The organism is Pseudovibrio sp. FO-BEG1 (assembly GCF_000236645.1).
Taxonomy (GTDB): domain Bacteria; phylum Pseudomonadota; class Alphaproteobacteria; order Rhizobiales; family Stappiaceae; genus Pseudovibrio.
The window spans coordinates 5,236,526-5,259,988 of sequence record NC_016642.1 but is presented as its reverse complement, the minus strand read 5'-3'; the positions used below and the strand labels follow the sequence as shown (position 1 = coordinate 5,259,988).

The 23,463-nt window shown below is 52.3% G+C and carries 18 protein-coding genes; 5 read left to right on the top strand and 13 right to left on the bottom strand.

What is annotated here, in order from left to right:
* Positions 1–43: 43 nt before the first annotated feature.
* The 4 genes from PSE_RS23655 to PSE_RS23640 all read right to left on the bottom strand — a co-directional run bounded on the left by PSE_RS23655 (position 44) and on the right by PSE_RS23640 (position 4,894).
* On the bottom strand, positions 44–625 hold the full coding sequence (locus PSE_RS23655; protein WP_008551556.1) for a CarD family transcriptional regulator: 582 nt from the start codon (positions 623–625) through the stop codon (positions 44–46).
* A 412-nt stretch (positions 626–1,037) separates the two neighbouring features.
* Positions 1,038–1,376 (bottom strand): ferredoxin FdxA, encoded by a 339-nt coding sequence (fdxA, locus tag PSE_RS23650; protein WP_008551659.1) that lies wholly within the window; start codon positions 1,374–1,376, stop codon positions 1,038–1,040.
* Positions 1,377–1,563: 187 nt separating this feature from the next.
* The gene (locus PSE_RS23645) at positions 1,564–1,965 is read right to left on the bottom strand and encodes an RNA-binding S4 domain-containing protein (protein WP_014287086.1); all 402 of its coding nucleotides are present in this window, start codon (positions 1,963–1,965) and stop codon (positions 1,564–1,566) included.
* Between the two features lie 22 nt (positions 1,966–1,987).
* The gene (locus tag PSE_RS23640; protein ID WP_041768790.1) at positions 1,988–4,894 is read right to left on the bottom strand and encodes a helicase-related protein; all 2,907 of its coding nucleotides are present in this window, start codon (positions 4,892–4,894) and stop codon (positions 1,988–1,990) included.
* A gap of 959 nt (positions 4,895–5,853) precedes the next feature.
* Between PSE_RS23640 and PSE_RS23635 the strand changes: the two genes are divergently transcribed.
* From PSE_RS23635 to PSE_RS23625, 3 genes are all read left to right on the top strand, one after another.
* The gene (locus PSE_RS23635; protein ID WP_008551372.1) at positions 5,854–6,573 is read left to right on the top strand and encodes a LuxR family transcriptional regulator; all 720 of its coding nucleotides are present in this window, start codon (positions 5,854–5,856) and stop codon (positions 6,571–6,573) included.
* Between the two features lie 341 nt (positions 6,574–6,914).
* Entirely contained in the window at positions 6,915–10,361 is a 3,447-nt protein-coding gene (gene pyc / locus PSE_RS23630) for a pyruvate carboxylase (protein ID WP_041768789.1), read from the top strand.
* A 301-nt stretch (positions 10,362–10,662) separates the two neighbouring features.
* Entirely contained in the window at positions 10,663–11,268 is a 606-nt protein-coding gene (locus PSE_RS23625) for an acetate uptake transporter family protein (protein WP_014287083.1), read from the top strand.
* 50 nt (positions 11,269–11,318) lie between these two features.
* On the opposite strand, the gene PSE_RS23620 is transcribed toward PSE_RS23625, so the two are convergent.
* Complete coding sequence (locus PSE_RS23620) at positions 11,319–12,068, bottom strand: glutamine amidotransferase (RefSeq protein WP_014287082.1); 750 nt, start codon at positions 12,066–12,068, stop codon at positions 11,319–11,321.
* 15 nt (positions 12,069–12,083) lie between these two features.
* Complete coding sequence (locus tag PSE_RS23615) at positions 12,084–12,563, bottom strand: TerB family tellurite resistance protein (RefSeq protein ID WP_008551624.1); 480 nt, start codon at positions 12,561–12,563, stop codon at positions 12,084–12,086.
* 366 nt (positions 12,564–12,929) lie between these two features.
* On the opposite strand from PSE_RS23615, the gene PSE_RS23610 reads away from it, so the two are divergent.
* Positions 12,930–15,917, top strand: coding sequence for an AsmA family protein (locus PSE_RS23610; RefSeq protein WP_014287081.1), 2,988 nt, complete (start codon positions 12,930–12,932; stop codon positions 15,915–15,917).
* Positions 15,918–15,977: 60 nt separating this feature from the next.
* Here PSE_RS23610 and PSE_RS23605 read toward each other — a convergent pair whose 3' ends face one another.
* Both PSE_RS23605 and PSE_RS23600 read right to left on the bottom strand, forming a co-directional pair.
* Positions 15,978–18,260, bottom strand: a complete 2,283-nt coding sequence (locus PSE_RS23605; RefSeq protein WP_014287080.1) for a molybdopterin cofactor-binding domain-containing protein — start codon at positions 18,258–18,260, stop codon at positions 15,978–15,980.
* A 2-nt stretch (positions 18,261–18,262) separates the two neighbouring features.
* On the bottom strand, positions 18,263–18,727 hold the full coding sequence (locus PSE_RS23600; protein WP_014287079.1) for a (2Fe-2S)-binding protein: 465 nt from the start codon (positions 18,725–18,727) through the stop codon (positions 18,263–18,265).
* 130 nt (positions 18,728–18,857) lie between these two features.
* Between PSE_RS23600 and PSE_RS23595 the strand changes: the two genes are divergently transcribed.
* Positions 18,858–19,520 (top strand): TetR/AcrR family transcriptional regulator, encoded by a 663-nt coding sequence (locus tag PSE_RS23595; protein ID WP_008551353.1) that lies wholly within the window; start codon positions 18,858–18,860, stop codon positions 19,518–19,520.
* On the opposite strand, the gene phnN is transcribed toward PSE_RS23595, so the two are convergent.
* Genes phnN through phnL form a run of 5 tightly spaced genes read right to left on the bottom strand, consistent with a single transcriptional unit; the run spans position 19,510 to position 23,454 of the window.
* Positions 19,510–20,103 carry a phosphonate metabolism protein/1,5-bisphosphokinase (PRPP-forming) PhnN gene (gene phnN, locus PSE_RS23590; protein WP_014287078.1) on the bottom strand — a complete coding sequence of 198 codons (594 nt, stop codon included), beginning with the start codon at positions 20,101–20,103 and terminating at the stop codon, positions 19,510–19,512. The two genes, PSE_RS23595 and phnN, sit on opposite strands and share 11 nt — an antisense overlap.
* 27 nt (positions 20,104–20,130) lie before the next feature.
* On the bottom strand, positions 20,131–21,279 hold the full coding sequence (locus tag PSE_RS23585; RefSeq protein ID WP_014287077.1) for an alpha-D-ribose 1-methylphosphonate 5-triphosphate diphosphatase: 1,149 nt from the start codon (positions 21,277–21,279) through the stop codon (positions 20,131–20,133).
* 41 nt (positions 21,280–21,320) lie between these two features.
* Positions 21,321–22,019 (bottom strand): DUF1045 domain-containing protein, encoded by a 699-nt coding sequence (locus tag PSE_RS23580; RefSeq protein WP_041768788.1) that lies wholly within the window; start codon positions 22,017–22,019, stop codon positions 21,321–21,323.
* A gap of 58 nt (positions 22,020–22,077) precedes the next feature.
* Positions 22,078–22,740, bottom strand: coding sequence for a DapH/DapD/GlmU-related protein (locus tag PSE_RS23575; protein ID WP_014287075.1), 663 nt, complete (start codon positions 22,738–22,740; stop codon positions 22,078–22,080).
* Between the two features lie 3 nt (positions 22,741–22,743).
* Positions 22,744–23,454: a phosphonate C-P lyase system protein PhnL gene (phnL, locus tag PSE_RS23570; RefSeq protein ID WP_014287074.1), complete on the bottom strand. Its 711-nt coding sequence runs from the start codon at positions 23,452–23,454 to the stop codon at positions 22,744–22,746.
* Between the last annotated feature and the right edge of the window lie 9 nt (positions 23,455–23,463).

Genomic DNA, 23,463 nt, shown 5'->3' with positions numbered 1-23,463 from the left:
TACCAGCAGGGCTTCTTTAATCAAGTAAGTTGGGAAAGGCTGATTACGCAGCCTCTTCCTGACCTCCGTCTTCACCAGCAGCAGGTGCAGCTTTTGCAGCACGACCTGGGGCGGTGGAAAGAACACCTTCGATCTGACGAATTGCTTCAGTGTCAGTCTGCTTCTGCACCGCAGCGATTTCGCGAGCCATACGATCGAGCGCAGCTTCATAGAGCTGGCGTTCGGAGTAGGACTGCTCTGGTTGTGCGTCAGAACGATAGAGATCGCGAACAACTTCAGCGGTTGAAACAAGATCGCCGGAATTGATCTTCGCTTCGTATTCCTGTGCGCGGCGGCTCCACATGGTGCGCTTCACACGAGGTTTGCCTGCAATGGTTTCAAGAGATTTTTTAACGGTGGATGCATCAGAAAGCTTACGCATTCCAACAGAAGCAATTTTTGCTACTGGAACGCGGAGTGTCATCTTATCCTGTTCGAATTCAATTACGAGAAGTTCAAGAGAGTATCCAGCTACGGTCTGCTCTTCAATCGCAGTAATCAATCCAACACCGTGAGATGGATAAATGATGTGCTCGCCTGTTTTAAACCCCTGACGCTGCGCGGTCTTTTTTGCGGGTGTGGCCATACGCTATACTTCTCCTGCGCAGTGGTGGCTTGCTGTCCGGGAGACGCAAACAACCTAGATGCAGCGAGATCGCTACATCTTTCTCTGTAGAAAAACGTGAAAAGTCCAATGTATGCGGAAAGCTACCTCTCGCACTAATTGGTTTCGCGTTCAAATGTGATCAGTCGAATTCTCTGTTTTGGCTACTTCGGCGAATGCTGGCATAAATTATTGTGCGCACTTCAATGGAACTGCGACCATAAAAAAACCTCCGAGTGGGGAGGGTGCAACCAGACTGCCAAATGACTGTAAAAAACTGTATAGCACATTATCCACGGATTTCCAACCTCTCTCAAGCAAGAGAGGATTTAAGACATCCGCGGATAATGTTTGGCAATTAATAAATGTTTGGAAGCTCTAGGCTTTTACGAGCTTAATCGCCCGTACCTGGCTTCTCGGAGAAGTATTTTTCCAGTTTTTCTTTTACGCCGTCAAATTCAGCTGCTTCTGGGAGCTGATCTTTCTTAACGGTCAGATTCGGCCACTTCTCTGCGTACTCAGCATTGAGCTCGACCCACTTTTCCAATCCAGGCTCCGTGTCTGGGAGAATTGCGTCGGCAGGACATTCCGGTTCACATACACCGCAGTCGATACATTCGTCCGGATGAATGACGAGCATGTTCTCGCCTTCGTAAAAGCAATCGACCGGGCAAACTTCAACACAGTCGGTGTATTTGCATTTGATGCAATTGTCTGTGACGACGTATGTCATCGCAATCCTCTTAGTCTCTGGCGCTGCATATTTGTCTGAAGACAAATGGCACGGGCTCTCGCGGCCCTGACGATTTTTTCGTCCATTAAACTTTGTGCTCTTTGCTACCGGTTTTCATTGGGTAGTGCAAGCGCTGTCATAGGCGAAGAGATTGCAATATTGGGGCAAAATTTACCAAAAGTGGCCACTAAAAAGGATCGATTTCGTTGAAGCCCCGAATCCGGGCGATTTGGCGGCGATCTTTTTTCGTTGGACGTCCCGCACCGGCTTCGCGTTGTGCGACTGGAGCCTGTGTTTCTTTGGGAGGTGGCGGCGGTGACATGTCCTCATAAAGCGTCTGCGCTTCAGGGGCTGGACCGCGGCGGGTGCCAAGTTTCAAAACCTTAAGGATCAAAAGGCGCCGCGGCATTGTGATGGTCAGTACATCGCCGGGCTTTACAGCTGCTTTGGCTGCTGAAACTTTCTCTTTGTTCAGTCTTACGTGTCCGGACACTGCCAGTTTTTGAGCCAGCGTCCGGGACTTTGTTATGCGGGCGTACCAGAGCCACTTGTCAATGCGGATTGAGCCTTGTGGTTCTGGTGTTGCCATCTGCGGTATCCCGAAGGTGCGACTATTTGTCGCCCTTTTCCAAGTTCTGTTTCAGGGACATCAGCGCTGCGAATGGAGAATCCGGATCCATTGGCTTGTCTTTGCGTGGAGCAGACTTTGCCTGATGGCCACGGTTCTGATCCTTGTTAAAGCCACGGCCTTTGCCGCCCGGCTTACCAGGATTGCGACGCTGCTGATTGTTGCCGCCACCACGACGCTCGCCACCGCCACGACGTTCATTGCCACCGCGTGCATTGCGCTGCTGACGATCGTTGTTGCTGCGACGACCACCGAAACGACCTGGGCGCCAGATTTCAACGGTAACCGTTTCCATCTCTTGCTCGCCTGTCGCTTCTTCAGAAGCTTCTGCCGGAGCAGCTTCTTCTGCTGGTGCTTCAGTTACTTCCGCAGCTGCTGGAGCTTCGGCTTCTTCAGCAGGTGCTTCTGGTTTCTTGGTAACAGGGCGCTGTTCTTCGCGAGTTTCCAGACGGTAGCCGAGAGACTTCAGGATGTTGGAGAAGTCTTCGCCTGCACAGCCGAGCAGGGAGGTCATGGAAACGGTAACGGTGAATGCGCCACCTTCTACCAATGCGCCTTCTGGTGGCTCAACGCCTTCTTCCAGAGGCTTCCAGGCAACCAGCGGACGGATGATGTCTGCCAGACGCTCCAGAATGTCGACGCGAACAGCGCGTGGACCACAAACGCGGAAGCCAACGACACGGTACAGTGCCTGCTCGATTTCCGGATCTACTGGAACGGAGGTGCGGCCAGATGCAGAGAGCTGTGGCAGCTCTGTCAGGCCTTTGATTTCGCCTTTGCCTTCTTTCAGCGCCCAGAGCTGAGCAAGCAGCTGGCTTGGTGCTGGCTTAAGAAGTGCAGGGACGTAAATGTGATATGCACCGAAGCGAACGCCGAGTTTGCGGAGCGAACCACGCATCTGCTGATCAAGCTGACGAATGTCATCAGCGATCTCCTGACGCTCAAGAATGCCGAGGCCTTCGGTCAGGCGGAATGCTACGCCGCGAGCGATGCCTTCAACTTCTTCAGCCTGTTCCAGGTCGAAGAGAGGCTTCAGGAGAGTTTCGATGTGGGTCTTGATCCATAGATCAAGGCGCTCCTGCACCATGTCGCGTGCAGGTCCTGTCAATTGCTCATCAGCAAGAATGATCAGGGATGGGCGCAGGGTCTGTTCACCAGCCGTCAGGCGGGCGATAGATTCACCCTGCCATCTTAATGTGCCGTCTGCGGAGAGGATGAACTCTTCGTTAGGCGCGCGAGACAACCGTTCTGCACGGTTTTCAATCTCACTAGCTAGTGCTTTTTGGGCCGCAGCACGGACAGCTTTTTCTTCCTGTCCTTCTGCCGTTGCATCCGGAGCAAACCGGAAGCCATGAAGCTGGCCAATGTGCTGTCCTTCTACAAGGACATCTCCGGTTGCGGTGATCTCCGCTTCGAGCATTTTGTTCTCTCTCAGACGTCGCATCAATACGCTGGTTCGCCGATCCACAAACCGCTGTGTAAGCCGTTCGTGAAGGGCATCTGATAATCGATCTTCTATGCCGCGCGTCACGCCCTGCCAGTGAGCAGGATCATTCAGCCAATCGGCACGGTTTGCCACAAAGGTCCACGTACGGATATGAGCTATCCGGTTCGCCAGTGTGTCGATATCCCCATCCGTCCTGTCCGCCAGTTTGATCTGACTATTGAACCAATCATCCGGAATGGCTCCGTCCTGGATCAGATGGGTATATATCCCTGTTACGAGATCTGCATGGTTTGCCGGAGCTATCTTGCGATAGTCTGGAACCTGACAGGTATCCCACAGTAATGAAACTCTCTCCTGCGTGGTCGCAAGGGAAAGAATGTCCCTGTCACGATTAGCAAGTTCGAGAACACCGATATCCTCCGCCGGAGGGGCTTTGGTCAAGCCCTCTTCTCGCGGAGAATGCTCCAAACTGCGCAAAAGTGCGCGAATCGAGGAAAAATCGAGGTTTGGGTTGCGCCATTGCAGCACTTTTAATGGCTCGAACTCGTGAGATTCGAGTTGATGGACCAGTTCCTCATCAAAACCAGGGACTCGCCCAGTTACACCAAAAGTACCATCTCTGAGGTGTCGGCCTGCGCGTCCGGCGATCTGTCCGGTCTCAGCTGGGGTGAGCTGACGGTACTGATAGCCATCAAATTTGCGATGTCCGGCGAACGCGATGTGGTCCACGTCAAGGTTCAGACCCATGCCTACAGCGTCGGTGGCGATGAGCCAATCAACGTCGCCGTTCTGGAACAGGTCGACCTGTGCGTTGCGCGTTCTTGGAGAAAGAGAGCCGAGCACGACAGCAGCACCACCGCGTTGACGGCGAATGAGTTCTGCGATGGCGTACACTTCATCAGAGGAGAATGCGACAATCGCAGAGCGGCGTGGGAGGCGTGTGATCTTCTTGGAGCCAGCGTAAGTCAGAATGGACATACGTGGACGGGTGATCACATTAATACCCGGCATCAGCTTTTCGAGCAGCGGGCGAATGGTGGAAGAACCGAGCAGGAGCGTTTCTTCTCTGCCGCGCAGGTTCAGGATGCGATCTGTAAAGACGTGGCCGCGCTCAAGGTCGCCTGCCAGCTGCACTTCATCAATAGCGACGAAGTCTACATCCAGATCCTTTGGCATGGCTTCTACAGTAGAGACCCAGAAGCGTGGGGTCTTTGGGATGATCTTTTCTTCGCCAGTAATAAGGGCGACGAGATCAGGTCCCTTCTTCTCTACAAGGCGGCCGTAGACTTCTCTTGCCAGCAAACGAAGGGGCAGGCCGATCAGGCCGGATGAGTATGCGCTCATCCGTTCGATCGCCAAATGGGTCTTACCCGTGTTCGTTGGCCCCAAAATCGCAGTGACAGACCGTGATCTTGTTGTTCGGTGCAACGTGTTCTTGTTCATCTAGAAGTGCAATTCCGTAGTCTATGGCCAAACGTATCTCGGCACTCAATTCTTTGGCTGGGATACTGAAAATGCCCGTGCGGTGCCTCACCCAATGAAGTGGCATTTATATGGCAGAGAAAAGCGCTGTAAAGCTCTGGAATGAATAAAGACGAAAAATGCTGATGATGAGCACTGGAATGAAGTTTCAGTTTCATACCGGTATAAAAGGGCTTTTTGTGTATACGTTATCGACACTCTGCGGTTTTCGCTGAATAAGATGCATGACTATAACGTGCACTATATGCCGTTTTGGGGAGGTTACATCGTGTTAAATGGTTACAAGAAGCCAGCTGTTACGCGGATTATGTGTAACACATTCGCAGTTGTTACTAGCTAAATTTCTGAGTAACTCTCTTGTTTTAGCTGAAAATTTGCCATTTGGTAATGCCCCCGGACATGCTGCGGATGAGTGCTGCAGGGGGGATGTTGCCACTTCTGTTTTAACCAATGGGTTTCTCCGGGGTGGAGTTATCCCCGCTTTCCCCTCAGGCATATCGTTAAGTTTTTTGCATCTATGCAGAATGAAAAGAAACGGAGAATCCAACTGAGAAAAGTCTCAAAAGGTTGGAATATTTTTCCTATATTACATACGCATCCGTATTGATGTTCGGACAATCTAAGGTTAACGAATTGTTAACCTGCTCCTAACAATAGCTTTTTCCTAAGAAATAAGAATTCTCGTTTTAAGTCTAAAGTTTTCCCGTCGGCACTTTTCGAAAAAGACATAGTGCAATTTAACAATGTCAATATATATGGCCGTATTTCTATTGGGAGAGAAGTTAAATTGAATAGATTTCTTTCCCAATATGAAAACAATGAGCCTCGAATAGAAGATGGGTGATAGATACACCTTCTATATTGAGTGGATATTGCGTAGAGTAAGGTTGTTGGAGGCATAATATGTAGGGGTGTATAAAATGAATCCGTTGACTGCTGCACTTGAATTTGTTGAATCTATTAATAATGAAGAGACACCTGATGGTGTTTCTAAGCGTATTGCTGAACTTGGCCAATCTTTCGGCTTTACAAGTTTTTGTCTCGCTGCGATCCCCGAAGCCGGCGCATCTTTTGATGGGTCAATTATGTTGAGTGGTTGGCGCCCTGAGTGGCAACAACGTTATCTCGACCGTGATTATGTACAAAATGATCCGATTGTCGCGAAAGCGCGCACTGCTAGTCGTCCATTCCTATGGTCCAGTGTTGCACGTGATCGCAATTTGACAGCAGCTGCACAGCAAGTCCTTTCCGAAGCACGTGATTACGGAATGTATGATGGTGTTTGTGTGCCGGTGCATGGCCTTCAGGGCTATCAGGGCATGCTTATCTTTGGTGGACCTGAGGTGCGTTTGAATGAACGCGAAATCAGTGTTCTTCATCTGGTTGGTATTTATGCAAGTAATAAGGTGCGTGAGCTTGTTGGTGCGAACACCAACCGTCCTCGCCATCGCCTTACTCCTCGCGAGCTTGAGTGTCTGAAGTGGTCCGCTGCAGGCAAGACAAGTTGGGAGATCAGCCAGATTCTGAATATCTCACAGCATACTGCAGATTGGTACCTGGCTTCGGCTGCCAGAAAGCTGCATGCTGCGAACAGAACACACGCGGTGGCTGAAGGTTTCCGCCTGGGTCTTATTCGTTAAGCTATAACGACACCTACACATGCACTCGGCAGGGTTCGCTATGCGAAGCCTGCTGTTTGCACTTGTGCGGATGAGTATAATTTGCCTCCTTTAGTCGTAAAAGTAGAAAAATTTGCATGAGATATATTAGTGAAGTCAAAATTTAGGGTATTTGTGTATATATTTTTACGTGTTTAGTTTTTCTCAATTGTACGATAAACTCCTTAGAATTTCCCCGTTTTCTTAATGTTTTATGACCCGTTAAATATAGTAATGGCTCAAGTGACTATAAATTAATCTTTCCATAGAGGGATTTGCTCGACTATAAAGCCCCAAAATACATAGAGACTGGGGGACCTACTTTGGCTATTCAACGAATATTGGTTGCTAACCGCTCAGAAATTGCAATTCGAGTTTTTCGAGCTGCAAACGAACTTGGTCTCCAAACGGTTGCTGTATTTGCTGAAGAAGACAAGTTGGCTTTACATCGCTTTAAGGCAGATGAAGCTTATCAGGTAGGTAAAGGCCTGGGCCCGATTGAGGCTTACTTGTCTATCGACGAAATTATCCGCGTTGCAAAAGAACAGCGCGTTGATGCAATTCACCCTGGTTATGGTTTCCTTTCTGAGAGCCCGGAGTTTGCTGAGGCTTGTGCAGAGAACGGCATTATCTTTATTGGCCCTTCTCCTGAAACCATGCGCCGCTTGGGTAACAAAGTTTCTGCACGCGAGCTGGCGATTAAAGCTGGCGTACCGGTGATGCCTGCAACTGATCCACTTCCAGATGACATGGAAGAAGTGAAGCGCCTTGCGCTGGAAATCGGTTATCCGGTGATGCTCAAAGCATCTTGGGGCGGTGGCGGTCGCGGTATGCGCGTGATCAAAGACGAGGAAACGCTGGAACGCGAAGTTGTTGAAGCTAAGCGTGAAGCACGTGCTGCCTTTGGTAAGGACGAAGTGTACCTCGAAAAACTGGTTGAGCGTGCCCGTCACGTTGAAGTGCAGATCCTTGGTGATCAGCATGGCAACCTTGTGCATCTGTTTGAACGTGATTGTTCCATTCAGCGCCGCCACCAGAAAGTGGTTGAGCGCGCTCCGGCTCCTTATCTTGATGAAGAGAAGCGCCGTGAGCTTTGCGAGTATGGTCTGAAGATCGGCCGTGAAGTTGGCTATTGTGGTGCCGGTACTGTTGAGTTCCTGATGGATGCTGATACCGGCAAGGTTTACTTCATTGAAGTGAACCCGCGTATTCAGGTGGAACACACGGTTACTGAAGAAGTGACCGGCATCGACATCGTTCGTGCGCAGATCCGTATTGCTGAAGGTGGTCGCATTGGTGATGAGAACGTCACCGGTGTTCCTGAGCAGGCTGGTATTGAGCTGAATGGTCATGCGCTCCAGTGTCGTATCACCACCGAAGATCCAGAGCATAACTTTATTCCGGATTACGGACGTATCAGCGCTTATCGTGGTGCGACCGGCTTTGGTGTTCGCTTGGATGGTGGCACTGCGTATGCAGGCGCTGTGATCACCCGCTTCTACGATCCGCTGCTTGAAAAAGTCACTGCGTGGGCGCCGACACCTGAAGAAGTTTGTGCGCGTATGGATCGTGCTCTGCGCGAATTCCGTATTCGTGGTGTTGCGACAAACCTGATCTTCCTTGAGCGGATCATTGGTCATCCGTCATTCAAGGATAACTCTTATACGACCCGCTTCATTGATAATACGCCCGAGCTATTTGAGAACATCAAGACAGCTGACCGCGCAACGAAGCTGTTGAACTACATCGCTGATGTGACTGTGAACGGGCACCCGGAAACCAAGGGCCGTCCAACGCCACCAGCAGATGCACCGTCCCCTGTCGCGCCGAAGTTCAAACTGCCAGTTATGGATGGCACGCGTCAGAAGCTGGAAGAGCTTGGCCCGAAAGACTTTGCCAAGTGGGTAAAAGCACAGCCGCAAGTGTTGGTGACTGACACCACTATGCGTGATGCGCACCAGTCTTTGCTTGCTACACGCATGCGTACATATGATCTGGTGCAGGTTGCTGACAGCTATGCGCAGGGTCTGCCTGAGCTGTTCTCTCTGGAGTGCTGGGGTGGCGCGACCTTTGATGTGTCCATGCGCTTCCTGACTGAAGATCCATGGGAGCGTCTGCGCCTTGTTCGTGAGAAAGCGCCAAACCTGCTGATGCAGATGTTGCTGCGTGGCTCCAACGGCGTGGGGTATGCGAACTATCCGGATAACGTGGTGCAGCACTTTGTTCGCCAAGCTGCTGAAGCTGGTGTGGATGTGTTCCGCGTGTTTGACTGTCTCAACTGGGTTGAGAACATGCGCGTGTCTCTGGATGCGGTTCAGGAGCAGGGCAAGCTGTGTGAAGCAGCGCTTTGTTACACTGGCGACATTCTGAACAGTACGCGTCCGAAGTATGATCTGAAGTACTACGTCAATCTGGCGAAAGAACTTGAAGCGGCTGGTGCGCATATTCTTGGTATTAAGGATATGGGCGGCGTGCTGAAGCCTCAGGCCGCTAAGGTACTGATCAAAGCGCTGAAAGATGAGATCGAAATTCCGATCCACTTCCACACGCATGACACTTCCGGTATCGCAGCCTCAACTGTTCTGGCAGCTGTAGAAAGCGGTGCTGACATTGTCGATCTGGCGATGGATTCCCTGTCCGGCCTGACTTCTCAGCCATGCATGGGCTCTGTTGTTGAAGCGCTGAAGGGTACTTCTCGCGACAGCGGTCTGGATACTGACCGTATTCAGCAGATCTCCTTCTACTGGGAAGCTGTTCGTACTCAGTACCGTGCATTCGAGAGTGATCTGCGCTTTGGTGCTTCTGAAGTTTACCTGCACGAGATGCCAGGTGGTCAGTTCACCAACCTGAAAGAACAGGCTCGTTCGCTTGGTCTTGAAATGCGCTGGCACGAAGTTGCGAAGGCTTATGCTGACGTGAACATGATGTTTGGTGACATTGTGAAGGTTACGCCAAGTTCCAAGGTTGTTGGTGACATGGCGGTGATGATGGTGTCTCAGGGCATCACACCTGAAGATGTGATTGATCCGAACAAAGAAGTTTCCTTCCCAGAATCTGTCGTCAACATGATGCATGGTGATCTTGGCATTCCTCCTGGAGGTTGGCCTGCTGACTTGCAGAAGAAGGTTCTGAAAGGTCAGGAACCGATCACAGTTCGTCCGGGTTCTCTGCTGGAAGCTGAGGACATGGATGCTAAGCGTGAAGAGCTCTCCGGCATTCTGGGCCGCAAAGGTTCTGAGCAAGAACTCTCTTCCATGCTCATGTACCCGAAGGTTTATACCGAGTTCACCAAAGCGCAGGACAAGTACGGTCCAACCAGCGTGCTGCCAACTCCAACCTACTTCTACGGTCTGGATGTTGGTGATGAGATCATGGCTGAGCTGGAGCCGGGCAAGACGATGGTTATCTCCTGTCTTGCCATCGGTGAAACTGATGAGCACGGCGAAAAGCGTGTGTTCTTTGAACTGAACGGTCAGCCACGCAACATCCGTATCATCGACCGTACGCATAGTGCAGCTAACACACCTGCACGCCGTAAGGCAGATGATGACAATGAGCTTCAGATTGGTTCACCTGTGCCGGGCGTTATCTCAACGCTGGCTGTGAAGGCGGGGCAGACCGTGAAGGCAGGTGATCTGTTGGTCTCCATTGAAGCGATGAAGATGGAAACATCTGTGCATGCGGAACGTGACGGTGAGATCAGTGAAGTTTGTGTAGCACCTGGCGATCAGCTTGATGCGAAGGACCTGATTGTTACCTTTAAGAGATAGTGCCTGAACAGCACTGATTGATTGAGATTAACCAGCAATGCGTTTGGTGCATGAGCACTATGCATTGCTGGCTTTTTCATTTCTAGGTTTTAATTATCTAATTATATCAGTCGTTTAATTGATTTTTGAAGCTACGTTTTACGTTAGGTATTGCTACGTTCCGTAGTAGTGCGGTTGTTCCGGTTTCGGCCCTTCTGTATTCAGCGCTCCAACTAATTCGAGAGTGTGTTTCCCAATTTCTGTTCTGCAGGAGCTGTCTTCCTAATGGGTCAGAGTTGGGTTTTTTATTGAGGGTGCGACCGTGCAAACTAAAACAGGAAACCCAGCAGTTATCGGCCTTGCTGGATTTGGTATGACGACCTTTGTTTTGCAGATGGTGAACATTGGCCTGCTGGACAACATGGGTCCGGTTCTTTGGCTAGGCGTTTTTGTTGGTGGCCTTGCGCAGTTGGTTGCAGGTTTCCAGACAGGTAAAACCGGCAACAACTTCGGCTATAGTGCTTTCACCATTTACGGTGCATTCTGGCTGGCGTTTGCTGGTATTCTTGTTGGCAACAAGCTGGGCTTCTACACCTCATCCCACACTGATATTGGCTTCTTCCTGCTGCCATTCACCATCTACACCGGCATCATGTTCTATGCCGCGCTGCATGTTCATACTGCAGAAGCTTCCATCTTCGGTAGCCTGCTGCTTGGCTTCATTCTGCTGGTTCTGGGGCACTTTGGTCCTGCATTCTTCAACGTGATTGCTGGTTATGTGCTGATCCTGTGCTCCTTCTGTGCATGGTACGTGATGGCGCACATCATCTACAAAGATGTTTGTGGTCGCGATGTTCTGCCAGTTGGTTCTCCAGTGTTGCAGCCGGGTGAGAAAGTTTCTGCAGCTGAGGCTGTTGCTGCTGAGTAAGCTGCGTCCAAACCAATGAAAAAAGGCCCGGCAATGACCGGGCCTTTTTGTTATTTGCCTGTGTGGGATGACCAACTGCTGGCTGGTTCGGATGCGTACCCGATCCAGTTATCCATGAAGGCTTCCAACCAGTGCAGAACCGCTGGGTCATACACGAAGCGCTCGCGGAAATGTTCGCCGCGTTTTTTTGCTCCCGGAAGTACCAGACGGTGAGCAGCGCGTGTGGTCCAGCGGTTCATCATGGCGTAGGTCAGTTCCGGATGAAACTGAATGCCGAATGCATTCTCGCCAACGCGAATGGCCTGATTTTCGTAGGTCGGGCTGGAGGCTAACAGTTCTGCGCCTGTAGGAAGAGAGAAGCCTTCGCGGTGCCATTGGTAGACCTGTTTGGGCCATTCCATGAGGTCGGCGCCAGACTCGGTAGCTTCCAGCGGATAATAGCCAATCTCAACCAGACCATCGTCATGACCGGTGACCTTGCCACCAAGGTTTTTGGAGAGCATTTGCGCTCCAAGGCAGATGCCGAGGAATGGCTTGTTTTCCTTAAGCGGAACGCTGATCCAGTCGATTTCCTGTTTCACGAAGTCATCGCCGTCATTGGCGCTCATCGGGCCGCCGAAGATGATGGAGCCTGCGTGATCTGCCAGAGTTTCGGGCATAGGATCACCGAACCGTGGGCGGCGGATGTCCAGCTCAAATCCACGTTTGATCAACTGCTGCCCGACACGACCGGGGTTGGATGTTTCCTGATGCAGTACGACCAGAACTTTGGCCGGGTGCTGTTTATTCCGCTCTAACATTTCAAACTAAAACCTTCAGGTAGAGGAGGGGCTACTACCACTCTGTCGCTGAGCTACTTTCTGCTTAAGCTGCATGCGGTCTCTGGAGGAGACGCCAAGGAGCTCTGCAACGCGCCAAATTGTGTTGTCTTCAAATTCATGGACGGACCCATCTGCGAAGACCATCTCCCAGAGAGCTTCGATTACTTTCAGGCGTTGTTCCGGTTCCAGCTTGCGCTTGAGAACGGAGGTAAAGCCGTAAAGATCGACCGCTTCTTCGTCGCGCACTTTGGCGAGCTCCATGAGCTCTTTCGTGTCTTCCTCGTTCAACTCATATTGTTGCTGCAAGACGCGTTTCAACTGGTCCAGTTCCTGCTGCTCAATCTCGCCATCAACGGCGATGATGTGGAACATGAGTGCTGCGACCGCCAGCCGTTCATCATCTTCAGAAAAGCGTCCAGCTTCCTCCTGCTCGTTTGACAGGTCTTTGAAGAATTTTTTCAGGGCGTCCAGCATTCATGTGCTCCGTGCAACTATTGGTTTTCTTGCACTTTTAAATAGTGCTTTTCTGAGGTGCTTAAAGATGATTCAGGTCCGAATGAAATACTATTGATACGCAAAAACAATTACAAATGCCAAAGAAAAGGACCGAAATACGCCAATTTGAAGCCACGTGATACTGCGACAATTGGGAGCAAATATGATAGGACTCTCTGGTTCAGAATACGTAGTTCTTTTGTTCTGGCCCTTGAAAGGCTTTAACTAATCATAATTTAGACGTTTTCTACGGGCTTTTTGCCCTGTATTTGTTGAGTACAAGCTGCTTACATGAGAGTCCTTTTCCGGGCCTCACGAAATCGTCCACTAGGATACTGAGACTAAATGAAACGCTCTCTTCTTATCTTTGGAGCTCTTGCCGCTCTTGTGGTTTGTGGTCTGGTGCTTGCACCGCTGCTCGTTCCACAAAAACAGCTGAAAGCCCAAATTGCAGAAACGTTCGAGACAGCGACCGGGTGGAAGCTGCGTCTTGATGGGCGGACGAGTGTGGATCTGCTGCCGACGCTGGCCATCGAGATTGAGAATGTTGGTGTTGCCGGTGTTGCACGAGCTGACGGGATTGAGTTCGCGCGGGTTGAGAAAGCCCGTTTTGAGCTGAACTCTCTGCGTTTGCTGACCGGCGGCAACATCATCCGCAACATTGAACTTGTTGAGCCGACCTGGACTTTGGAGTTTGATCAGAAGGGTGGCGCTTCCTGGCAGCCGCAGCTGGCAAACGGCAAGGAAGGGGAAGCCTCGTTGGTTGCTGCCAACATTGCGGGCCGCGTGGCCTCCTTCATGCAGCAACTGGATCTGGATACTGTCGGTATTCAACGTGGTGTCGTTTCCTACAGTGAGCCTGATCAGGCGGCTCCGCTGGTGTTTTCTGATATTGACCTGACACTGAACTTTGAGAGCGGCGGTGATGCACTGACGGCAGAAGGTGCGTTTGTTCAAGGTGATGAACAGTATGCTGTTGGTGGTCGTGTTGGCTCTGTTACTGCGCTGAGTGAAGCGCGGGCGACCTCTGTTGAGGTGCATCTTGTCGGACCAGCGCAAGAGAAGATTGGCTTTAATGGTCAGCTTGCGTTTGGTGCGCGGCCTGTCGGAACGCTTCAGGTTTCTGTTGAACTGCCGGATCTTGCTGCTGTTGTGGCCCAGCATGAGGCGAAACTTCCCGAAGCTGTCGGGAGTGCTGCGCTTACGACTGAGCTTCAGTTCCGTCAGCGTGGTGTCCGCACTAAAGATCTTTCAATAACTGCTGGCTCGGTTGGTTTTGGCGGTGATGTTGCGCTGAACTATCTGGAAGACGGCTATGAGCTGAAAGGGCAGGTTGGCGGTCAGTCTTTGAACTTTGAGCAACTGCTGCGTTTGGCTGGAATCGATGTTCCTGCTTCCGGTTTTGCCAATGTGGATGCCTCCTTCTATGGCGTTGGCCAATCTTATGATGAGCTGGTTGCTGCACTGGAAGTTGATGGCGGTGCTATTCTGCGCAAAGGGCGTGTTTCAGAAATTCAACTGCCGAAGCTGCTGGCAGTTGATGGGCGTGATGAAGCTCTGGACGATATGGATCTGACCTTTGTGTTTTCTGGTCTGTCCAAGCCGCTTGAGCTGAAAGGCACTGCGCGTTGGAATGGTGAGCCGATTGTTTTGCAGGGCGGATTGCGCTCTGATGCGAACGTTGATCTGGCCTTTTCCAGTGAGATGTTTTCTGGCAGCCTGACTGGTCCATACTCTCTGCGTGATGGATTTGGCGGTATCTTTGCATTCCAAACTGATGACTTTAACAATTTTGCGCGTTGGTATGGGCGCCCGTTGCCACGGTATCTGCGCGGACAGAAGCTTGTGCTCTCTGGCCAGTTTGATGCGGATGCAAATGGTGTTGCGTTCCAGAATGCGCAGTTCCAGTTGGATGACACAAGCCTTCAAGGTAATGGACGGTTGGATACTGGTGAAGTTCCAAAGCTGAGCGGCCAACTGGAAGTGGCGCATGCCTCCTTCGACAAGATGTTCTCTCGTCATGATGCCAAGAATGCAAAGGGAGAAGGGGATTATGACTTCTCTGTTTTGCGCAGCTTTGATCTGGACCTTGGGCTAACCATTCAAGACCTGAAGCTGGGTGCTTTGCGTGGACAGAATGCTGAATTGAGAGCCGCGCTTTCAGAAGGTCGGTTGGCTTTGGATGTGAAGCGAGTTGGTCTTTACAAAGGTGAAGGGGCTGGCAAGCTACTGCTGAATGGTGCGACTGTGAAGCCAGGTATTTCTGCTGAGTTCTCGCTAAAAGGTATCAACGCAGCTCCGTTCCTTGCTTCTCTCGGAGATATGCCTCGTGTGGATGGCAATCTTTATGCTGAGATGGACGTAAACACCTCTGGTAAGACGCCGACCGATCTTTGGGTCAATATGGGCGGTGCGCTGAGCTTCCAGCTTGGTAACGGCATGCTGCATGAGCTGGATGTTGATCGCTTGGTTGCCTCTGTTGGCAACAAAGGCATCACCGGCTGGCCGTTTGCTGAGGCGGATCAGACTGAGTTCTCCAGCTGGGGTGCTGATGTTATCTTTGAACAAGGCACTGCAGAGTTTCAGGCTTTGACCTTGCAGAGTAAAACGGCTCTGGTGGAAGGTCGTGGCGCGATCAACATCAAAGATGGTGAGGTTCTCTGGTACTTGCAGCCAAGTATGCTGGACCAGTCCAAACTGGATGGCGAGGGGACTGCAACCACTCAGACTGCTGATATGGCGCCATTGAAGATCCGCGGCTCTATCAGTCTGCCGAGCTTTGAAACTGTCGATATTCAGGAGTATGCGAGTGCGTCCTTCGGGGATGTGAAGCAGACCCAGAAGCTCTCTGAGAAGCTGGCGCAGGATCTGGAGACAGCCAAGACGGTTGAGGAAGCTCAGCGTTTGCGAGCAGCTGCTGCTAAGGATGCGCTGACAGCATCTTCTGAAAGTGCTGAAGCCACACCTGAGCCGACTGTGCTTGCAAAGCCTGCTGCTGAAGAAGGCACTGTGAATACGGCTTCTATTGGTGATGGGGATTTGCCTCCGCTTGCTGAAGGGGCTGTTGCCAACACTGACACTTCCAAAATCCTCATGCCTGTCGCGAAGCCGGGTGAAGCACCCGTATCAACACCAGCTGCTGTCGCAGAGGCACCGAAGAAGTCACGCGTTATCGCTGCTCCAAAGCGCGATCTGAAGCGACGTGATGTGGTGCCTCGTGGGCCGGGCAATGTGAACGTGGAAGCGGTTGCTGAAGGAACGGCGGATACGGATGCAACGCTGACTTCATTAGAGGAAGCGTTTGGTATGCCTGCTGGTTTCCTGTCTGACTGATTAAGGTTCAATCAGAATTAAAAAAGCCCGGAGCGGTGAATGCTCCGGGCTTTTCTGTTGTTAGATGAAGTCGATCTCGTTGCTGAGTGGCATTTGCCTGATGCGTTTGCCGGTTGCTGCAAAAATCGCATTTGCCAGAGCTGGTGTCGAAGGTGGTGTTCCCGGTTCACCTGCTCCCCCCATACGTGGAGAGTTCTCCAGCAGCTCGATGGTGATCTTCGGTGCTTGATACATGCGCATGGCGTCATAGGTGTCGAAGTTGGCTTGCTCCACCTGTCCGTCTGCCCATGTGATTTCCTGACCCAGCGCCTGACTGAGGCCGAAGTTGATGCCGGACATGATTTGGTCTTTGAACATGCCGGGATCAAGAACGATGCCCGGATCTGCAGCTGCCCAAACTTCCTCGATGGTGACGGTGTTATCTGTGACGTCGACCTGAACCACTTGTGCTGTCCATGTGCCAAAGGAGAGAACATGGGCAATGCCACGTCCTTTGCCAGCTGACAGCGGAGTGCCCCATCCAGACATCTCTGCAACGCGTTTCAGCACTTCACGGGCTGGCAGGAACTCGTCGCTGGTCAGATGGGCAAGGCGGAACTCAAGCGGGTCTTTGCCTGCTTTGTGGGCTGCCTCGTCCATGAAGCTTTCATGGAAGAAGCCGTTGATGGAGTTGCCGACTGAACGCCAGAATCCAAGTGGAACCTGAAGGTCGGCCACATGGGCCTGACACCGGATGTTTTCGACATCCAGAGGCTGATTGAATGCACCATCAAGCACTGTGTTATCCGGGCCAGCTGGACTGATGCCCGGGAAGATCCTAGGCATCACGCTTTGGATGATGGATGGGGAGGCCACATGCATATCCATGGTCTTCAAGGTGCCATCTGGTGTGACCTGACCTTTGAACTCACCAATTGCCATTGGGCGATACGTGTCATGCTGCGTGTCTTCTTCTCGTGTCCAGGTGACTTTGACTGGATGCGGAGCAGTAGCTTCTGCGATCACTGCGGCATAGAGAGCGAAGTCGACTTCCAGACGGCGTCCAAAACCACCGCCGAGACGTGTTGTGGTGACGTCTATATCTGCGCTGTCCATATCGAAGTGACTGGAGACCACAGACTGGATCAGGCCGGGAGCCTGCGTACCGGTCCAGACACGGATTGTGCTTCCGTCATGCTGAGCGGTTGCATTCATTGGCTCCATGGTGGCGTGGGCGAGGAATGGGACACGGTATTGAACTGATACGGCTTCACTTTCCGGGATGGAGGTGAAGACTTCTGCGTCAGATCCTGTGCCGCCGAGCTCAAATGTAGCTTCCTGTGTCAGAGCGTTTTCAAGGACGGACCACATTTGATCCGTGTTCTGAAGAGAAAGCGGATCGTCCCACTCGACTTCGAGTGCCTCTGCGCCTTTGAAGGCTGCCCATGTGTTGGCCGCAATAATGCCGAGACCTTCGCCTGCGATGGTTTTGATCTCGACCACGTCTTTTACGCCAGGAATGGCGAGGGCTTCAGTTTTATCATAGCTCTTGATGCTGACGCCCTTGCGTGGGGCCATTTTGACGGTGCCGTAGAGCATATCCGGCAGTTGGACGTCGATGCCGAAGATACGGCCACCGGTGACTTTTTCTTTCAGCTCGACACGTTTCTGCGATTTGCCGAGGATCTTCCAGTCTTTGGCTTTCGACAGCTTCATCTCACTTGGTGGCGAGATAACTGCTGCTTTGCGGGCCAGTTCGCCATATGTGACGGATTTGCCGGAGGCTTTATCCGTGATGGTTCCGTCTGCGAGTGTCAGGTTCTCTTCAGAGGTGCCAAAGTGTTCAGCTGCGGCTTTGAGTAAGACGTACTTTGCTGCGTATCCGGCTTCGCGCATCTTTACGAAAGCATCGGTCATGGAAGAGGAGCCGCCGGTCATGTTCAGACCAAGGAACTTGGCGACGATCTTCATGGAGCCGCGGGCCATCTCTGCCAGCACGCTTTCATCATAGAACGGGAATGGTGCGGACTCTTCCAGCATAGAGGAGTTGTAGTAGGCCGGGCTGGATGGACCGTGTTCTACAACGACCTGTTCCAGTGGAACTTCCAGCTCTTCTGCGACCAAAGCTGCGAGGGTTGTGTGGACGCCCTGACCCATTTCAGCGCGAGGGGCGATGATGGTGATGGTGTTGTCTGCATCTACCATCACATAGGGATTGAAGGGTGTCTCACCTTCGGCCTTCTTTGCGTCCAGCGGGTTAGCGTAGGGCTTCTGGTAGAAGTAGTAGCCCACTGCAAGGCCACCGGCGGCTGCAACGCCAAGGCCGAGAAAGGCGCGGCGGGTGTATTTTCCCAATCGGCTCATCTTCAAGCTCCCAGCGTTTGAGCTGCGTCTTTGATCGCGGCTTTGATTTTTGGATAGGTGCCACAGCGACACAGGTTGGTCATGGCATCACTGATGTCTTCATCAGATGGGTCTGGGTTCTCTTCCAGCAGAGCAACCGCAGCCATGATCTGGCCGGACTGGCAATAGCCGCATTGTGGCACGGAGTGTTTCATCCAGGCCTGCTGAACGGCGTGGAGCTCATCTCCCTGAGAGATGCCTTCAATGGTGGTGATTTCACCTTCCACTTCGCCTACTGGCTGGGAACAGGAACGAACAGCTTCTCCGTTAATGAGAACTGTGCAAGCCCCACAGGCGGCGACACCACATCCGAACTTGGGACCTTTGATGTCCATGATGTCCCGAAGCGCCCACAGGAGTGGCATTTCCGGATCGGCTTCAATCTCTTGTTTTTGACCATTCACGGTCAGAGGAATTTTCGGGTACATTTGTTTGGCGATCCCGTATATTTAAAGTTAGGAGACTTTCGTTCTCTTAACTTATGATCTAACGGAAGTTTGTCAATGCACATTGCCAAGATTAATTGACATGCATTGGAAGGGGACATATCACCACTTTATGACCAACCAGAGTTTTCAGCGCGCCAGATCCGCCGAAGCAAAGGCGCAGCGCCATAATGATCTTATTCGTGCCGCGACCTGTGTTCTTGAGCAGGACGGTGTAGATGGACTGACCCTGCAGGCGATTGCCAGCCGCGCGGGCATTGTGAAGTCCAACATCTATCGGTACTTCGAAACGCGGGAAGCCATTCTGGTGGAATTGCTGCTGCGCGATTTCGTGGAGCTGATCGAAGATATGGAAACGAAGGTTTCTGGTGAGATGGCGCCTGCAGATATGGCGCAGCTTCTTTCTGAGATGTTTGCATCCCGTCAGCGTCTGTGTGAGCTGATGAGCGAAATTGCGCCGACAATGGAAAAGAACATCTCCATTGATTGCATTCGCAACTTCAAGCGGGCTTTGCTGGCTGAAGCCAGTCGGGCAACTTCTGTTTTGCAGAAAGGTTTGCCATGGCTGAATGCTGAGGAAGCAATGGCCGTGTTCTTCAGCATTCATGTGTTTGTTGCCGGGCTATGGCCTGTGACCAATCCTCCGCCAGCTCTGGTTACACTCTACGAAGAGCCGGAGTTTGCGCCGCTCAAGTATGAGTTTGCACCGGCGTTGTTTGGTATGATCACCGCTCACCTTCTTGGTCTGGAAGCATCCAAAAAGCTCAGCGCATAAATGCTGCGATTGCTTGTTCCAACTGGTCGATGCCGACCTGAGGATCGTTGGTGTTCTGAATTTCCACCAGATGCGGCAGCTCGGGCAGGGACAAGTCTGCACGTCTTAAGCGTTGCTCGATGTCTTCTGCGGTTTCGCGGCCTCTCATTGATAACCGCTGGGCCAGCACGTGGATCGGTGCCGTGATGTGCACGACCAGCAGTTTCTCGTATTTCTCGACTGCTTCCGCCAGTGCTTTGCGGGATCCGTTGGCGATGGCTATACCGCCTTTGGTGATGTGGTTATCGACGCATTCAGGTAGCGCGTAGGTTAATCCATGGGCGGGCCAGGATAAGGCGACGCGGCCCTGATCAATGAGCTGAGACATCTCCTCATTGCAGATGGCTTCATGTGGCTCTGATCCTGCATCTGCCGGGCGGGTGATCAAGCGGCGAGCAAACATGATGTTTGCGTCTCCTTCACATCGATCTCTATAGCCGTAGATGAGCGTGTCTTTGCCTGCGCCACTTGGGCCGACGACTATCACCAGGGCGCCGGGACCAAGTTTGTCTGCTTGCTTGCTGGTTTTGTCCAGAACTGTCACGACAGATCCATCTCCTGATTGCCTGCGTTAAGCGACGCGGTAGCCTTCGCGCCAGACACCGCGCACGATTGGCACGTCACCGACCATACGCACCTGAACCAGATCAGCTCGGCGGCCAACTTCCAGTGCCCCGCGATCACTAAGGCCAACGGCTTCTGCCGGGATCTTCGTGACTTTCTGGAGAGCGTCTGGCAGTGAGATGCTTTCGATTTGCTGGGCAAGCAGGAAAGAGGCCTGCAGGAGGGAGACTGGGACGTAGTCTGAAGACAGAACATCCAAATAACCAGCTTCAGCCAGCTCGCGAGCTGAGATGTTGCCGGAGTGGGATTTGCCACGCACGACGTTTGGTGCGCCCATGAGCACGGCCATGCCAGCTTCGTGAGAAGCTTTGGCTGCTTCCAATGTGGTTGGGAACTCAGCCACGTTGATGCCGAACTGAACAGCTTCTTCCACGTGGGCGAGGGTAGCATCGTCATGGCTTGCCAGCATTATGCCTGCTGCTTTGGCCCGTTCCGCGATGGCGCTGCGGTTTTTGTCGGAGTTGCGTTCAGCACGTGCTTTCATTTGCTGCATGAACTCCTGCAGCCGCTCCTCTGAGAAACCTTTTTTGGTTTTGTAGTAGAGCTCGAATTGTTCCAGTGAGGTGAACTGGCGTTGTCCTGGTGTGTGATCCATCAAGGAAGCGAGGCGCACGCGTGGGTCGTCGTTGAACAGGTCGAAGCCTTCCACGCAGTTGTCTGCGGAGACTTCGCAGCGCAGGTGGATGTAGTGATCTGCGCGCAGACGACCTTCCTGCTGGCCGATCTCGATGGCATCCGCCATGGCGCGCATGTCTTTTGCGGTCAAGTCTGCATCATCTTCCATGCCAACGCGCAGAGCATCGAACACGGTTGTGATGCCAGAGCAGGCGATCTGAGCGTCGTGGGCTTGTACTGCTGACACCGCATTCCAGGTGACGCCTGGGCGTGGTTTGTAGTGGTTTTCGAGGTGGTCAGTATGCAGCTCAACAAGGCCGGGTATGAGGTAATCGCCTTCACAATCCAACGCATGGGAAACGTTGCCGCTGCTTAAATCGCTGATTTTGCCTTTGTCGACCGCCAACGTGCCTTCCACCACCTGATCTGGCAGGATCAGCTTTGCGTTGGTGAAGGTCATTGGTGTGTGTGGCTCGACCATTGTTGATGTCTGGTGTGGCGCTTCGCCGACTAATACATCGCTCATGCTGATTGTCCTTCCAATGGTCTGATTTCAATGACTTGAAATGGCGCTCCGGCCTCTGGTTCAACACAGAGGGCGAGGTGCGAAATGGAGATTGGCTGATGAATGACAGGCTTGAAGTGGTCTTCTGCGGCAGCTTTGAGAGCTTTGCGCTCCGTCTCGTCTTCAAGCCGTTTTGACAGGGTCATGTGAAAATGGAAATGCTCGAAAATATAGGGGTAGCCCCATTCCAGCATATAGGCATCCTGCTGTGGTGTCAGGTTGGCCTTACGGCGGCGTTCGATGTCCTTGTCGCTTAATGGTGCGCGTAGGTGATCGAACTCTTTGATGCATTGTGCTGCCAGCCCATTGAGTTGCTCTGATGGCTGGGTTGGTGTCAGTGCCAGAAACTGGCCTAGGATATTGGGTGCTAATCCTTCAATGGTGAAGGCCGGTGTTTGGCTGGCAAAAGCGGAAAACGCTGCTTTTATATCCTCCAAGGACTTTCCAGTTGCCAGATGAAAGGGTGGTTTCATGGTGGCATGAAAGCCGTAGCGACGTGCGCCCTCAGTGATTGAATACAGGCGTTCTTCATTCAGCGCATCGAGCTGTGGTTGCTCAAGAGTGTCGTTTGAGAAGGCTGATCGCCCGAGCCACTGACTGCCCAGTTCTGTAAGTTTGGCTGACTGCGGGTGGGTGAAGTAGATTGAGTAACGCATATCCAGAATATCCTTGGGCTTCGAGTTACCGGGCAAACAGTGTCAGTCCTATGACACGTCAGGCCGGTTCGAAGTGATCCAGAAACCTTTCCACAGTCATTGATTGAAACAGCGGGAGACGCTCGAAAATATCGTCTTCGTGCCAGTTCCACCATTTGAGTTTGATGAGGCGGTCTGCTGCTTCTTGAGAGAACCGCCTTTTGATTGGTTTGGCAGGGACACCGCCCACGATTGTGTAGGGTTCAACATCCTTTGCCACCACAGCACCAGCTGCGAGGATTGCTCCGTCCCCGACGGTTACTCCGGGCAGGACTGTTACGCCGTGCCCGATCCAGACATCATTGCCGATGGTGACGCGTGCTGCTCTCCGAGCAGCAAAGAACGTGTGGTCCCGTTCTTTGTCTTCCCGGTAGTACTCCGGTGTGTAGGTGAAGCGATGTTGGGAAACCCGCTCCATGGGGTGATTGGGAGGACCAAGACGAACATTGGATGCAATGGCCGTGAACTTGCCGATTGTGGTGTCCGCAACCGTCGAGTTCGGGCCAATGTAGGAGTAGTCGCCGATCTCACAATATTCCAGATAAGTTGGGCCAAGCACTTCGCATTGCTTGCCAACCTGAGCCTCTCTTTGGGTGACGGTTGACTCGATGACCGTCTCCGCAATTTTGGGGGGCTTTACCATGGAGCGGGTTTCCCTTTTCTGCATACCTGTTGCAGGCATGCGTTAAGCAGCTGTGGCGAACGAGGTGACGTCGATGATCCGGTCAGCAATGGCATCGCGCACATCATGGTCATGCAGGATGCCTACCATTGCCACACCTTGTTGCTTCTTCTCTTCCACCAGTTCCACCACCACAGCTCTGTTGGCTGCATCGAGGGAAGCTGTTGGTTCGTCGAGAAGCAGGATTGGGTAGTGCGCGATGAACCCGCGGGCGATGTTGACGCGTTGCTGCTCGCCGCCTGAGAATGTGGCTGGAGGCAGCTGCCACAGGCGTTCTGGTACGTTGAGGCGGGAGAGCAGTTTGCCCGCCCGCTCAAATGCTTCGTCTTCCGCAACACCTTGCGCCATCAAAGGCTCAGCAACCAGTGTGAGGGCAGGTACACGTGGGATGGCTCGCAGAAACTGAGAGACATATCCGATTGTGGTTTCGCGCAGACGGATGATGCGGCGCGGAGTTGCATCTGCCACGTTTACGATCTCATCGCCGTCCGTGATCAGGATCTGGCCTTTCTGGCAGCGGTAGTTGGCGTAGATCATCTTAAGGATCGAGCTTTTGCCTGATCCGGATGGTCCGCCCAGCACAACGCATTCTCCAGCAGACACTGAGAAGTTGACGCCGGAGACAACCGGGATTTCCAAGCCGCCTTGCAGATGCATTTTGAAGGACTTGGCAAGGTCTGAAACGAGTACTTTCGTTTTGGGTGTGTTTGACATCGTCTTGTC